The sequence below is a fragment of the Streptomyces sp. Ag109_G2-15 genome, from assembly GCF_900215565.1.
GTDB classification, from domain to species: domain Bacteria; phylum Actinomycetota; class Actinomycetes; order Streptomycetales; family Streptomycetaceae; genus Streptomyces; species Streptomyces diastatochromogenes.
On record NZ_OCNI01000001.1, the window covers coordinates 5,118,814 to 5,131,538 of the forward strand.

Annotated in this window: 12 protein-coding genes; 3 read left to right on the plus strand and 9 right to left on the minus strand. The window is 72.8% G+C overall.

Going from position 1 to position 12,725, the window contains the following annotated elements; genetic code table 11:
- Positions 1 to 95: 95 nt before the first annotated feature.
- A complete protein-coding gene (locus tag CRP49_RS22965) occupies positions 96 to 1,622 on the minus strand; it encodes a leucyl aminopeptidase (protein WP_097255096.1) in 1,527 nt (508 codons plus the stop codon).
- 239 nt (positions 1,623 to 1,861) lie between these two features.
- Positions 1,862 to 2,644 carry an adenosylcobinamide-GDP ribazoletransferase gene (locus CRP49_RS22970; protein WP_097255097.1) on the minus strand — a complete coding sequence of 261 codons (783 nt, stop codon included), beginning with the start codon at positions 2,642 to 2,644 and terminating at the stop codon, positions 1,862 to 1,864.
- A 60-nt stretch (positions 2,645 to 2,704) separates the two neighbouring features.
- Between CRP49_RS22970 and CRP49_RS22975 the strand changes: the two genes are divergently transcribed.
- Positions 2,705 to 3,475 carry a hypothetical protein gene (locus CRP49_RS22975; RefSeq protein ID WP_097255098.1) on the plus strand — a complete coding sequence of 257 codons (771 nt, stop codon included), beginning with the start codon at positions 2,705 to 2,707 and terminating at the stop codon, positions 3,473 to 3,475.
- On the opposite strand, the gene CRP49_RS46930 is transcribed toward CRP49_RS22975, so the two are convergent.
- The 3 genes from CRP49_RS46930 to cobT form a co-directional block, all read right to left on the minus strand.
- On the minus strand, positions 3,409 to 4,143 hold the full coding sequence (locus tag CRP49_RS46930) for a hypothetical protein (protein ID WP_179851727.1): 735 nt from the start codon (positions 4,141 to 4,143) through the stop codon (positions 3,409 to 3,411). The genes CRP49_RS22975 and CRP49_RS46930 overlap by 67 nt on opposite strands.
- A gap of 10 nt (positions 4,144 to 4,153) precedes the next feature.
- On the minus strand, positions 4,154 to 6,109 hold the full coding sequence (locus tag CRP49_RS22985; RefSeq protein ID WP_257033468.1) for a phosphatidylglycerol lysyltransferase domain-containing protein: 1,956 nt from the start codon (positions 6,107 to 6,109) through the stop codon (positions 4,154 to 4,156).
- A gap of 61 nt (positions 6,110 to 6,170) precedes the next feature.
- Positions 6,171 to 7,265 carry a nicotinate-nucleotide--dimethylbenzimidazole phosphoribosyltransferase gene (gene cobT, locus CRP49_RS22990; RefSeq protein WP_097255099.1) on the minus strand — a complete coding sequence of 365 codons (1,095 nt, stop codon included), beginning with the start codon at positions 7,263 to 7,265 and terminating at the stop codon, positions 6,171 to 6,173.
- 132 nt (positions 7,266 to 7,397) lie between these two features.
- Between cobT and CRP49_RS22995 the strand changes: the two genes are divergently transcribed.
- Positions 7,398 to 8,390 carry a class I SAM-dependent methyltransferase gene (locus CRP49_RS22995; protein ID WP_097255100.1) on the plus strand — a complete coding sequence of 331 codons (993 nt, stop codon included), beginning with the start codon at positions 7,398 to 7,400 and terminating at the stop codon, positions 8,388 to 8,390.
- A gap of 59 nt (positions 8,391 to 8,449) precedes the next feature.
- On the opposite strand, the gene CRP49_RS23000 is transcribed toward CRP49_RS22995, so the two are convergent.
- Positions 8,450 to 9,652: a bifunctional adenosylcobinamide kinase/adenosylcobinamide-phosphate guanylyltransferase gene (locus CRP49_RS23000; protein ID WP_097255101.1), complete on the minus strand. Its 1,203-nt coding sequence runs from the start codon at positions 9,650 to 9,652 to the stop codon at positions 8,450 to 8,452.
- Between the two features lie 79 nt (positions 9,653 to 9,731).
- Between CRP49_RS23000 and CRP49_RS23005 the strand changes: the two genes are divergently transcribed.
- The gene (locus CRP49_RS23005) at positions 9,732 to 9,944 is read left to right on the plus strand and encodes a hypothetical protein (protein ID WP_097255102.1); all 213 of its coding nucleotides are present in this window, start codon (positions 9,732 to 9,734) and stop codon (positions 9,942 to 9,944) included.
- A 49-nt stretch (positions 9,945 to 9,993) separates the two neighbouring features.
- Here the strand turns inward: CRP49_RS23005 and CRP49_RS23010 are convergent, their stop codons facing one another.
- From CRP49_RS23010 to CRP49_RS23020, 3 genes are all read right to left on the minus strand, one after another.
- On the minus strand, positions 9,994 to 11,067 hold the full coding sequence (locus CRP49_RS23010; protein WP_097255103.1) for a S1C family serine protease: 1,074 nt from the start codon (positions 11,065 to 11,067) through the stop codon (positions 9,994 to 9,996).
- An 85-nt stretch (positions 11,068 to 11,152) separates the two neighbouring features.
- Positions 11,153 to 11,854, minus strand: coding sequence for a bifunctional 2-polyprenyl-6-hydroxyphenol methylase/3-demethylubiquinol 3-O-methyltransferase UbiG (locus tag CRP49_RS23015; protein ID WP_094218225.1), 702 nt, complete (start codon positions 11,852 to 11,854; stop codon positions 11,153 to 11,155).
- Positions 11,855 to 11,937: 83 nt separating this feature from the next.
- Complete coding sequence (locus CRP49_RS23020; RefSeq protein ID WP_097255104.1) at positions 11,938 to 12,564, minus strand: DUF3043 domain-containing protein; 627 nt, start codon at positions 12,562 to 12,564, stop codon at positions 11,938 to 11,940.
- Positions 12,565 to 12,725: the final 161 nt, after the last annotated feature.

Consider the following 12,725-nt stretch of genomic DNA (forward strand, 5'->3'; position numbering starts at 1 on the left):
CCGGGGTGTGACACATCGCACTGGTGGCGAGCAACGGGACAAAACGGCTCCGGAGTGAAGGACACCCCGGAGCCGTCATGGCAAAGGACTCAGCCTCAGCCGAGGTCACCCGCCGCGGTGAGCTCCGCAAGCCGCACCAGCGTCCGCACCGCGCTGCCCGTACCGCCCTTCGGCGTGTAACCGAACGCACCGCCCTCGTTGAAGGCCGGCCCGGCGATGTCCAGGTGCGCCCAGGTGATGCCCTCGCCGACGAACTCCTTCAGGAACAGACCGGCGACCAGCCCGCCACCCATCCGCTCACCCATGTTCGCGATGTCGGCGACGGTGGAGTCCATCCCCTTGCGCAGGTGCTCCGGCAGCGGCATCGGCCAGGCGGGCTCGCCGACCTCCTCCGCCGCCTCGTACACCGCGGAGCGGAACGCGTCGTCGTTGGCCATGACCCCGAAGGTCCGGCTGCCCAGCGCCAGCATCATCGCGCCGGTCAGCGTGGCCACGTCCACGATCGCGTCCGGCTTCTCCAGCGAGGCCGCCCACAGCGCGTCGGCCAGGACCAGCCGGCCCTCGGCGTCGGTGTTGAGTACCTCGACGGTCTTGCCGCTGTACATGCGCAGCACGTCACCCGGGCGCACCGCGGAGCCGGAGGGCATGTTCTCGGCCAGCGCCAGCCAGCCGGTGACGTTGACCTCCAGGCCGAGGCGGGCGGCGGCGACGACCGCGGCGAACACGGCGGCGGCACCGCTCATGTCGCACTTCATGGTCTCGTTGTGACCGGCCGGCTTCAGCGAGATGCCGCCCGAGTCGTAGGTGATGCCCTTGCCGACGAAGGCCAGGTGCTTCTCGGCGTTCGGGTGCGTGTACGTCAGCTTGACCAGGCGCGGAGTCGCGGCCGAGCCGCCGCCGACGCCCAGGATGCCGCCGTAGCCGCCCTTGGTCAGGGCCTTGTCGTCGAGCACCTGCACCTTGAGGCCGTGCTCCTTGGCCGCGTCCTGGGCCACCGCGGCGAACGCCTGCGGGGTGAGGTCGTTCGGCGGCATGTTGATCAGGTCGCGGGAACGGTTCAGCTCCTCGGAGACCGCGACGGCCCGGGCCACGGCGGCCTTGTGGGCCGCGTCCCGCGGCTTGCCGCCGAGCAGTGCGGCCTCGCCCAGCGGCGCCTTGCCGTTCTTGGCCTTGGCGTCCTTGCCGGAGTCCTTGTACGTGTCGAAGGCGTAGGCGCCGAGCAGGACGCCCTCGCCGATCGCGCCGACGGCGTCCGGGCCTTCGAGGGGCAGCGCGAACGCGGCCTTCTTGGAGCCGGCGAGCGCCCGGGCGGCCACGCCGGCGGCCTTGCGCAGCGCCTCGGCGTCGTACCCGGCGTCCTTCTCGGGCACCGCGCCCAGGCCCACCGCCACCACGAGCGGCGCCTTGAAGCCGGCCGGGGCGGGCAGCTTCGTCAGCTCGCCCTCGGCACCCGAGGCGCCGAGGGTCTCCAGGACGCCGGCCAGCTTGCCGTCGTACGCGTTGTCCACGGCGTCGGCGCCGGGCGCGACGATGGGTCCCTTGGCGCCCTTGGCGACACCGATCACGATCGCGTCGGCCCGCAGGCCGGGCGCCGCGGCGGTGCTGAGAGTCAGAGCAGTCACGGTGGTGAAATCTCGCTTCCGATGTGAAGTTGCTGTGGCCGATGAGGGGTGGGTCGACCGGGCCCGAGAGCCGACCCTAGGTCCAGGCCTTGGGGTAGGTGGCAACCGGGGCCTTCACCCTGTCGGCGAACACCCGTGACGAGACTACGCGCGTACGACCGTTCGCTCATGCCTGCGGGTGTTCACCTGTGCGTGGCGTCGTGGCCACTTCTCGCCCCCGGGCGTCGGTGAGTCGCCGGTCAGCCCAGGGACAGCACCACGAGCGCGGCCGTCGCCGCCGTCTCCGCGAGGGCGCCGAACACGTCCCCGGTGACCCCGCCGAAGCGGCGGGTGCAGCGGCGCAGCAGAAGTTCGGCGGTGGCGAGGGACAGCAGGACCGCGGCCGCCGCGCGCACGGCGCCGTACGGGCCGAGTGTCGTGCCCCAGGCGGCCGCGACGATCGTGCAGGTGGCCGTGACGGCCAGCGCGCCCGGCACCGGCACCACGCCGGCGACCGCCGCCCCGAGACCCTCCGGACGGGCCGCCGGCACCCCCGTGCGCGCGGCCAGGGTGAGCGCGAGGCGGGCCACGACCGCCGAGGTCACCGCCGCGGTGCCGCCCCGCACCCAGGAGTCGGCGTAGAGCTGCGCCAGCGCGGCGACCTGGGCCAGCAGCACCAGGACGAGGGTCAGCACCCCGAACGGCCCGATGTCCGACTGCTTCATGATCCGCAGCGCTTCCTCCGCGGGCTTGCCGCTGCCGAGCCCGTCCGCCGTGTCGGCGAGCCCGTCGAGGTGCAGACCGCGGGTCAGCGCGGCCGGTACGGCGACGGAGGCGACGGCGGCGAGCAGCGGACCGGCGCCCAGGAGGAGCAGCAGCAGCCCGAGCCCCGCCGCACAGCCGCCGGCGACCAGCCCGACGACCGGGGCGCCCAGCATGCCCCCGCGCGCGGCCTCCCTGTCCCACCGGTGCACCCGGACGGGCAGCACGGAGAGCGTGCCGAAGGCGAAGCGAAGGCCGTCGAGAGGGGAGGACTTGAGCACCGGCGCAGGTTACCGGGCCGTCGCGGCGCCCCCTGATAGGGCCAAGGATAAAGTGCGCACATGGGGCACTGGTGGGAGCGGAACATCCTGGAGCCGGGGAAGCTTCCGCTGCTGCTGGCCCTGACCGCCTTCGTCGTCACCTTCGTCGTCACCCGTGTGATCACCCGGCTGATCCGTGCGGGCAAGGGCCCCTTCGGCAACGTCAAGGCGGGCGGGCTGCACATCCACCACGTGGTCCCCGGGGTCCTGCTGACCGTCGTCGGCGGCTTCGGTGCCGTCGCCAGCGACCGGCACGGCGCGGGCGGGGCCCTCGCCGCGGTCGTCTTCGGTATGGGGGTGGGGCTCGTCCTGGACGAGTTCGCGCTGATCCTGCACCTCGACGACGTCTACTGGACCGAGGAGGGCCGCAAGAGCGTCGAGGTCGTCGTGGTCACCGCCGCCCTCGTCGGCCTGCTGCTCGCCGGGTTCGCGCCGTTCGGTGTCAACGACCTGTCCGCCGAGGAACTCCAGGACCGGGGCACGGTCATCGCCAACATCGGCATGAACTTCCTCTTCTCCCTGATCGCCCTGAGCAAGGGCAAGACCCGGGTCGCGATCTTCGGCGTGATCGTGCCGCTGGTCGCGATGGTCGGCGCCGTCCGCCTGGCCCGCCCCGGCTCCCCCTGGGCCCGCCGCTTCTACGGCCGCCGACCCCGCGCCCGCGCCAAGGCCGCCCTGCGCGCCTATCACCACGACCGCCGCTGGGCCGGGCCCCGCCGCGCCCTTCAGGACTGGATCGGCGGCAAACCCGACCCGCGCCCGGTCCGCCTGCCCGGCGGCCACCGCCACTGACCGGGCCCCGGCAGCCGCCCGTACCGGTGCCGTACCGCCGCCACCAGACACAGCGTCCCCACACCCATCAGCGCGGCCAGATGCTCCTTGCCCGCCAGGTTCTCCTTGAGCAGCACCTCGACCACCATCGCCAACGTCACCGCACCCGACGTCACATAGGCGCCGTACCGCCAGCTCACATAGACGGCGAGCCCCACCACGGCCGCCGACGGACCGGTGTCCACGACCTGCGCGTCCGTCCAGGGCAGGCCGAACGCCGCATGCGGGCCGAGCGAGATGCCCACGCGCGCGTACAGCGTCCCGGCGAGCGTGGCCACGTACGCGATGGCCAGCGTCCGCCACCAGCCGATGCACACCTCGGCGACGCCGAACACGAACAGGATCTGCGCGAGCGCCCCCCACACAGGCAGGTCCAGCGCCGGGACGAACAGCGACAGGGGAGTGCGCAGCAGCGCCGGCCCCAGCGGGTCCTCCGCCCGTACGGCACCCATGTCCTGCACGATCTGATAGCCCCACGGCTGGTTCTGCACGAACTGCAGCAGCGCGGTCAGCAGCACCGCCCCCAGCGTCATGGGGAACGCCCGCCAACGGCGCTTGAGCAGGGGCTCGCGCACGGTGACGTACAGCAGCCCCCACTCGGCACGGGCCCAGCGGGCGAGCGTCCTCATCAAACGATCCTCATCGGTGCGTGTCCAGGTGCCTGCGGTGCAGCCACTTCGGCAGTCCCGGCGCCGTGGGGCCTGTCGTCGGATTCCCGCCTGCCCGGCGGCGTCTGGCACGCACGCTCGCCGCGTTGCCGAAGCGCCCACGTGGCTCCGCCACGAAGGCACTCCGGCGCCTTGCGATCGCACGCACCAGACGCCGCCGGGCCCGCCCTGCGGGCGGACGACGGGAATCCGACGACAGGCCCCCCAGAAACCCCTCCGCGCGCGCCGACGCGATGCCGATGCGCGGTAGGTCCGCGCTCTTCTCGAAGAGCAGGAACCTGGGCTCCCAGATGGGCCGGTACTTGGCGTTGGCGCGGTACAGCGACTCGATCTGCCACCAGCGGGAGAAAAAGCTGAGCAGCGACCGCCACAGCCTCAGCACCGGTCCGGCACCGAGGCGCGCCCCACGTTCGAAGACCGATCGGAACATGGCGAAGTTGAGTGAGACCTGGGTGATCCTGATCTCGCCGGCCCGGCGCAGCAGTTCGATGACCATGAACTCCATCAGCCCGTTGTCGGAGTCCCGGTCCCGCCGCATGAGGTCCAGGGACAGTCCGTGCGGCCCCCAGGGCACGAAGGACAGCAGCGCGCGCAGCCTGCCCTCGGCGTCCGTGCACTCCAGCATCACGCACTGCCCGTCCTCGGGGTCCCCGAGCCGCCCCAGCGCCATGCTGAACCCGCGCTCGGTCGCCCCGTCCCGCCAGTCGTCCGCGCGCTCGACGAGACGCGCCATCTCGTCCGCCGGGATGTCCGCGTGCCGTCGGATGCGCACCCGGTACCCGGCCCGCTTCACCCGGTTGTACGCCTGCCGCACGGTGCGCATCGCCCGTCCCTCCAGCGTGAACTCGGCCACCTCCACGATCGCCTCGTCACCGAGTTCCAGCGCGTCCAGGCCGTGCCGGGCGTAGACCGTCCCCGCTTCCTCGCTCGCCCCCATCACCGCCGGGATCCACCCGTGCGCCCGCGCCTCCACCAGCCACGGCACGATCGCACCGGGCCACGCCTCCGGATCGCCCAGCGGATCCCCGGAGGCCAGGCTCACCCCGCCGACGACGCGGTAGGCGACGGCCGCCTTCCCGGTCGGCGACCACACCACGCTCTTCTCCCGGCGCAGCGCGAAGTAGCCGAGGGAGTCCCGCTCGCCGTGCCGCTCCAGCAGCGCCCGCAGCCGCTTCTCGTCGTCCTCGGTGAGCGGGTCGACGGCACGCCGGGAGCGGAAGGCGGCGTAGAACACGGCGAGGACGAGCAGCGTGCTGAGCACGTTGATCGCCACGTTGGCCCAGTTGGGCGGTTCGATGCCGGGGAAGCGCGACTCCTCGGCGGCCACCGACACCAGCCGCAGGGTGCCGTAGTGCCAGCGCTCCAGGAACGTCGAACGGGCCGCGTCCGGCGCCGTGTTGGTGACCGTGATCAGCAGCCCGGCGAGCAGCGAGGCGACGAGCCCACCGCCGACGGCGACGGTCGCGGCGAGCCGCGGGTTGGACCGGTCACCCTTGGCGTAGAACTCCCGGCGCCCGACCAGCAGCGCGCCGACGAAGGCGGCCGTCAGCACCAGGGAGACCCAGTTCTGCGCGTACCGCCGGATCTCCGGGAACGCCATGGCGAACGCGAACAGGGCCAGGAACGACCCGCTCAGCACCAGGTTCAGGATCCACGCGGCCCGCTTGCGCCGGCGCATCGTGATCGCCAGGAACGCGGTGAACACGCCCGAGGCGAAGCCGGCCGTCAGCAGGTACGGCGTGAAGTAGTTCTCCTGGTTGTGCCGGCGCACGTCCTGGCCCAGCGAGACCCAGACCGCGCTCAGGAAGTTGATGAAGGCGACGGCCCGCAGATACCAGACGGCGAAGGCGGCGGCCCGACGGGAGGCCCCGCTGGACCGCCGCTCCGGCTCGGCTTGCAGTTCCACGGCAATTCGGGCATCTCCCATGGGGGAGGATCATATGGGGGCCGTCCTGGCGAACCATTCTTTTCCGGCTGCCGTGGTGCGACTACTCCTTCTCCTTGGGCTGCTCGGACTCCTCCGGCTCCTTCTCGGACTCCGGCTTCTCGGGAAGCTCGGCGGCCAGCGCCGCCGCGGCCCGGACCAGCGGCAGCGACAGCAGCGCCCCCACCCCCTCGCCGACCTTCACGCCCTGCTCCAGCAGCGGCTCCAGGGCCATCCGGTCCAGCGCCTTCGCCTGGCCCGGCTCCCCGCTGTCGTGCCCGGCCAGCCACCAGTCCGGCGCCCGGAACGCGACCCGCTGGGCGACCAGCGCACACGCGGCGGCCACCACACCGTCCAGGATCACCGGCAGCTTCCGCACCGCGCACTGCAACAGGAACCCGGTCATCGCGGCCAGATCGGCCCCGCCCACGGTCGCGAGCAGCTGCAACTGGTCCCCGAGCACCGGCCGCGCCCGCCGGAGCGCGTCCCGGATCGCCGCACACTTGCGCATCCACGCCAGGTCGTCGATGGCCAGCCCGCCCCGCCCGGTCACCACGGACGCGTCGGTCCCGCACAGCGCCGCGACCAGCACCGCGGCCGCCGTGGTCCCGCCCACGCTCACATCGCCGAGCACCACCAGATCCGTCCCCGAGTCGGCCTCCTCGTCGGCGACGGCCACGCCCGCCCGGAAGGCCGCCTCGGCCTCGTCGAGGGTCAGCGCGTCCTCGACGTCGATACGACCGCTGCCGCGCCGCACCCGGTGCCGTACGACCTCCTCCGGGAAGGCGTCCGGCGGGCAGTCCAGGGCCATGTCCACGACCCGCACGGGCACGTCGAGCCGGCGCGCGAGGACGGACACCGGGCTGCCGCCCTCCAGCACCGCCCGCACCAGCTGCTCGGCACTGCCCGCCGGCCGTGCGGAGACGCCGAGTTCGGCGATGCCGTGGTCACCGGCGAAGAGCACCACCCGGGGCCGTTCGACCGGCCGCACCGGTACGGCGCCCTGTGCGGCGGCCAGCCACTCGCCCAGCTCGTCCAGGCGCCCGAGCGACCCGGGCGGCACGATCTGGCGCTCCCTGCGGGCCTCGGCGTCACGGCGTACGCCCCCGTCCGGGCGCTCGATCAGATCGGTGAAGTCGTCCAGATTAAGGCTGCTCATTCGCCGAACAGTACCGCCAGTCAACGAACGCATCCGCGCCACACCGCCACCACATGGTCGCGACGTCTTTGCACCCGAGAGGGGTATCCCATACGTTCCGGTTTGCAGCGGATTGTCGCCCAGGGAGCCGCCATGCAGCCCTCGCCCCTCACCCCGCAGGTCATCGAGCCGCGCGACCCGTTCCAGGAGCCGCGCCGCGAGGCCTGCCCCTGGTGCGGCTCCCGTCGGCTGCGGACCCGGCTGCGCGCCGCCGACCCGCTGCGGCAGCGGCCGGGCACGTTCGTCCTGGACGAGTGCGGAGACTGTGCGCACGTCTTCCAGAACCCCCGGCTCACGGCGGAGGGATTCGCCTTCTACCACCGGGACTTCTACGAGAGACAGCTGGAGGAGTTCACCGCGCGCGTCCTCTCCGAGCGCGCGGTCAGCCGCAGACACCGTGCCGCCGCCCACAAGCTGTCGGCGCTGCCCGATCCGGAGAGCTGGCTGGACGTGGGCACCGGGCACGCCCGGTTCCCGGAGGCGGCGAAGGAGTTCTTCCCGTACACCAGCTTCGACGGCCTGGACCTGACGGCCCGCGTGGAACAGGCCCTGCTGGAGGGCCGGGTGGAGGAGGCCCACCGCGGCTGTCTTACCACCCCGGGGATGGCGGCCCGGCTGCGCTCCCGCTACGACGTGGTCAGCATGTTCCACCACCTGGAACACGCCCCGGACCCACGCGCCGAACTCCGTGCCGCGCTCACGGTCCTGCGCCCCGGCGGCCACCTCGTCGTCGAAGTCCCCGACCCGCGCAGCGTGTTCGCCGCGCTCCTCGGCAAGTGGTGGTTCCCCTACGGCCAGCCCCGCCATCTCCACCTGCTGCCCCTGCCCAACCTCCGCGCGGAACTGGAGACCCAGGGCTGCACGATCCTCGTGACGGACCGCACGTCCCCCCACGTCCCCTACGACCTCTCAGCGGCCCTCACCCTGGCCCTGGCCCCCGCCCCCCTGCTTCTGAGAGCGATGGCCGCCCCGGCACTCGACGTGGCCGCGATCCTGGACCACGCACTGGCTCCGCTGTTCCGCCACACCCCTTTCTCCAACGCGTACCGCCTGGTGGCCCGCAAGAACACCAACGCCGTCCTCTGACTGCGACCCGGCGGGGGCTGGTCGCGCAGTTCCCCGCGCCCCTTAGGGGCGCTCGTAGCTCAACCCCGCAACACCAACGCCTGCCCCGCCACCACCAACAGCACCTGCTCGCACTCCGCCGCGAACGCAGCGTTCAGCCGCCCGAGTTCATCCCGGTACCGCCGCCCGGAAGCAGTGGCAGGCACGATCCCCGAGCCCACCTCGTTCGAGACGGCCACCACGGTCCGCCGAGTGGCCCGCACCGCGGACGTCAGCTCCCGCACCCGCTCCCGCAGCGCCTTCTCCCCACCCCCCGCCCACTCCGCGTCGTCCCACGCCCCCACGGAGTCCATGACATCCGTCAGCCACAGCGACAGACAGTCGATCAGCACCGGCGGCCCGTCCACCCCCAGCAGCGGCACCAGATCGGTCGTCTCCGTCGTACGCCACGACCCCGGCCGCCGCTCCCGGTGCACGGCCACCCGCTCCGCCCACTCGGTGTCCCCGCCCCGTGTCCCGCCCGTGGCCACGTACAGCACCTCCGGGAAGGACTCCAGCCGCCGCTCGGCCTCCACCGACTTGCCCGAACGCGCCCCGCCCAGCACCAGCGTCCGGCGCGGCACGTCCGGCACGTCCTCGTACACCCCGACCGTCAGCGTCGTACCGTCCGGCACCGCCCGCGCCCCGGCCGCCGCGAGCCGCCGCCGCAACTCCGCGCCCTGCGGCACGTCGTGGTCGAGATGGACGGCCACGACGTCCGTGGTCGGCCCCACGGATCCGACCGCCCGCAGCCGGGCCAGCGCGTCCGGGCGTCCCACGACGTCGGCGAGGACCATCTGGTAGGTCTCCGCCGGCGCCCCCTCGAGACCGGCCGGCGCCCCGCCCGGCGGCAGGTACAGCAGCCGTTGCCCGTCCGGCCCGGTCACCGCGTACCCGGTGCCGCCCGCGTCCATCGCCACGGCCCGCACCCGATGCCCCGTCAGCAGTGCCAACTCCCGCCCGTCCGGCACCCGCCCGGGCTGCGGCAGGCCGGCCGGCACCTCCACCGCCGGACCGTCGTGCGGATGCGACAGCAGCACCTGCCGTACCCCGCCCAGCGAATGCCCCGACCGCGCGGCCGCGAACGCCGCCCCGGGCGTCAGGTCGAGCAACAGCGTCCCGTCCACCAGCAGCGCGGTGGCCGCCCGCGCGTCCGGCCCGAGCGCCGTCGCACAGACGGCACAGGGACAGTCGGGGCGGGGCAGTCCCGCGGGGGCACCGGTACCGAGCAGAGTCACTTCCACGCACCGATTTTCACCTGTCTCAGCAGGTCTTGCGCTTCCGGCTACGCTGCCGGAACGTGTTGGATCAAAGGAGGCCCACATGACGGCATGGACGTGGCGGTTCGAGAAGGCCGACGGGACGGAGGTCCAGCCTGCGGTGCAGCCGGAGGAGTTCACCACGCAGGGGGACGCCGAGTCCTGGATCGGCGAGCACTGGAAGGCGCTGGCGGAGGGCGGCGCGGACCAGGTGCGGCTGTTCGAGGACAGCAGCGAGATCTACGGCCCGATGAGCCTGCACGCCGAGGCGTCGTAACCCGATCGGGGGGTGAGGAGGGGACACCCGGAGCCAGGGGCCGCCCTCCTCACTGCTCGCCCAGCGTCACCTCCACCGTCTTCTCGACGCCGTCACGCTGGTAGGTCACCGTCGTCCTCTGCCCCGGCTTCAGAACCGCCAGCGCCTCGGACAGCTCCGTGGTGGTGGTGACCGGGGCGTCGTCCACCTTGGTGATCACATCGCCGGGCCGCAGCCCCGCCCGGTCGGCCGCGTCGCCGCTCCTGACGGTGACCACCGCGGCCCCGGCCGGCTGGTAGCTCTCGTCCAGGACCGTCCGCGCGGTGATGCCGAGCGCGGCCCGGCCCGAGTCGACGACCTTGCCGCTCCTGACGATCTGGTCGGCGACCGTCTTCACCATCGACGCCGGGATGGCGAACCCGATGCCGGGCGCCGCGCCGCCGCCGAGGTCGGGATCGGTGGCGGCCAGCGTCGGGATGCCGATGATCTGCCCGTCGAGGTTGACCAGGGCGCCCCCGCTGTTGCCGGGGTTGATGTCGGCCGACGTCTGCACCATGTTCGCGATCGTGGCGCCCGTACCCCCGCCCGAGCGGCCCTCGCTGACGGTCCGTCCGGTCGCCGAGACGATGCCCTGGGTCACGCTGGAGGACAGCCCGAGCGGCGAGCCCATGGCCAGCACGATCTGGCCGACCTGCACCTTCTCGGAGTTCCCCAACGTCGCCGGCCTCAGCCCCGCCGGCACCTTGTCGAGCCTGATCACCGCGAGGTCCTGGTCCGGGTAGGAGAACACCAGGCGCGCGGTGAGCGGTTCCTCGTTGTTGGCCGTGGTCACCTTGAAGGTCTTGTCGGAGCCGACCACGTGCGCGTTGGTGACGATGTGCCCCTTGCCGTCGTACACCACCCCGGAGCCCAGCGCATGGCTCGCCTGGATCTGCACGACCGACGGCAGGACCTCCTTGATGACCTTCAGATACTGGTTCTGCAGGTCGTCCACGGACATCGGGAGGGCCGCCCGGGTGGCCGCGGCGTCCTTCTTCGCCGCCGACGACTCCGGGGTCGTACAGCCGGCGGCCACGAGCGCGGCCGCCACGAACACGAGCACGACGGCGCCCCTGCGGAGGGCACGGGTACGGGAAGCGTCCATGCCCCGAGTGTCCCTTCGGGGTGAATGTCACAGCTTGCCGTGTGCACCCGAACGGGCCCGATTTACACCCCGTACGGCCGAGGGCTCAGCCCCGCACCCCGCACAGATGCAGCAGCGCCGCGACCCCCCGGTACGGATCCGTCCGCCCGGCCCGCTCCTCGGCCGCCAGCAGCGTCTCCAGGTCGTCCGGGATCTCCGCGCCGTCCGCCGCCGTGTCCGTGAAGACCCGCACGCCGTACCAGGCGTGCAGCGCGGCGCCGATTCCGGCGAGCGTGGCGGTGAGCGCCGAGAGGCGGTCCGCCCGCACCTCCAGGCCGAGGCGATTGCGGTAGGTGGTGGTGTCGAACGCGGCCAGCGCGCCCGCCCAGTCCCCGGACAGGCCAGGCCGCACGGCGAGCGCGTCGCCGTTGCGCACCAGCAGCGACAGCAGCCCGCCCGGCGCGAGCATCCGGGCCAGACCCGCCACCAGCGCGTCGGGGTCCTCGACGTACATCAGGACGCCGTGGCACAGCACCACGTCGAAGCTGCCCGGCAGGAAGTGCACACCGGTGTCCCGCCCGTCCCCCTGCACCAGCCGCACCCGCTCGCGGATGCCGTCCGGCTCACCGGCGAGCGCCTCGCGCGCGGCCGCGATCATCGTCGCGTCCTGCTCGACGCCGGTCACCTGGTGACCGAGCCGGGCCAGCCGCAGCGCCTGCGTGCCCTGGCCCATGCCCACGTCGAGCACCCGCAGCCGCTGCCCGACCGGGAACCGCCCGGCTATCTGCTCGTCGAGCTGCCGGGCCACCAGCTCCTGTCGTACGACATCACGCAGCCCGCCCAGCTTGTTCAGCCAGGACTCGGCCGCGCCCCCGGTGAAAGCCTCTGCGCTCAGGGCCGCTCTCCGCGCTTGACCTGCGGCTTCGGCAGCCGGAGCCGGCGCATCTGAAGGGAGCGCATCAGGGCGTAGGGGACGGCGCCCCGGCGGTTCTGGTCGGGGAAGCGCTCGGCCAGCCGCTTCTTCAGCCGGAGGCCGCTGAGGGCCGCGTCGAGCACGATCAGCACGATCACGATCAGCCACAGCAGCAGCGCGATGTTCTGGATCGCCGGCACCCGCACCACGCTGAGCACCAGGATGACCACGGCCAGCGGCAGGAAGAACTCCGCCACGTTGAACCGCGAGTCGGTCCAGTCGCGCGCGAACTTGCGCACCGGGCCCTTGTCCCGGGCGGGCAGATAGCGCTCGTCGCCGCCGGCCAGCGCCTGGCGCTGCCGCTCCAGCGCCTGCCGGCGCTCCTCGCGCTGACGCTTGGCGGCGTCCTTGCGGGTCGTCGGCGTGTTGGCGACGCTGCGGCGCTGGGACTGGGCCTCACTGCGCTTGGGCGTGGGCCTGCCCTTCGGGGCCTGCGGGTCGCGGGACTGCTTGGAGAAGTTCACCGGCGCCTTGTCGGCGGGGGCCTTCTCTTCTTTGGCACGGCTACGGAACACAAAACCCAAGGGTAAGGGCTTCCCCGGCATGGACCCCAGTCCACCGGGGAACGATCCGGCAACACCGGACGTCTGTAGGGGGACAGAGGGGACGTTGCAGACGCTTCACCCGGCGGTCATCGAAGGGCCCGAGGAGCCCACCCGGAGATCCACCTACTCCTCACGCCGGAGCGGTACCGTCCGCAGTCGTC

What these genes read in the sequence shown, in the direction of transcription:
- CRP49_RS22975 (WP_097255098.1), top strand. Translation starts at nt 2,705, where the DNA reads ATGGGGCACTGGTGGGAGCGGAACATCCTGGAGCCGGGGAAGCTTCCG.
- CRP49_RS46930 (WP_179851727.1), bottom strand. Translation starts at nt 4,143, where the DNA reads ATGAGGACGCTCGCCCGCTGGGCCCGTGCCGAGTGGGGGCTGCTGTAC.
- CRP49_RS22985 (WP_257033468.1), bottom strand. Translation starts at nt 6,109, where the DNA reads ATGGGAGATGCCCGAATTGCCGTGGAACTGCAAGCCGAGCCGGAGCGG.
- cobT (WP_097255099.1), bottom strand. Translation starts at nt 7,265, where the DNA reads ATGAGCAGCCTTAATCTGGACGACTTCACCGATCTGATCGAGCGCCCG.
- CRP49_RS22995 (WP_097255100.1), top strand. Translation starts at nt 7,398, where the DNA reads ATGCAGCCCTCGCCCCTCACCCCGCAGGTCATCGAGCCGCGCGACCCG.
- CRP49_RS23005 (WP_097255102.1), top strand. Translation starts at nt 9,732, where the DNA reads ATGACGGCATGGACGTGGCGGTTCGAGAAGGCCGACGGGACGGAGGTC.
- CRP49_RS23010 (WP_097255103.1), bottom strand. Translation starts at nt 11,067, where the DNA reads ATGGACGCTTCCCGTACCCGTGCCCTCCGCAGGGGCGCCGTCGTGCTC.
- CRP49_RS23020 (WP_097255104.1), bottom strand. Translation starts at nt 12,564, where the DNA reads ATGCCGGGGAAGCCCTTACCCTTGGGTTTTGTGTTCCGTAGCCGTGCC.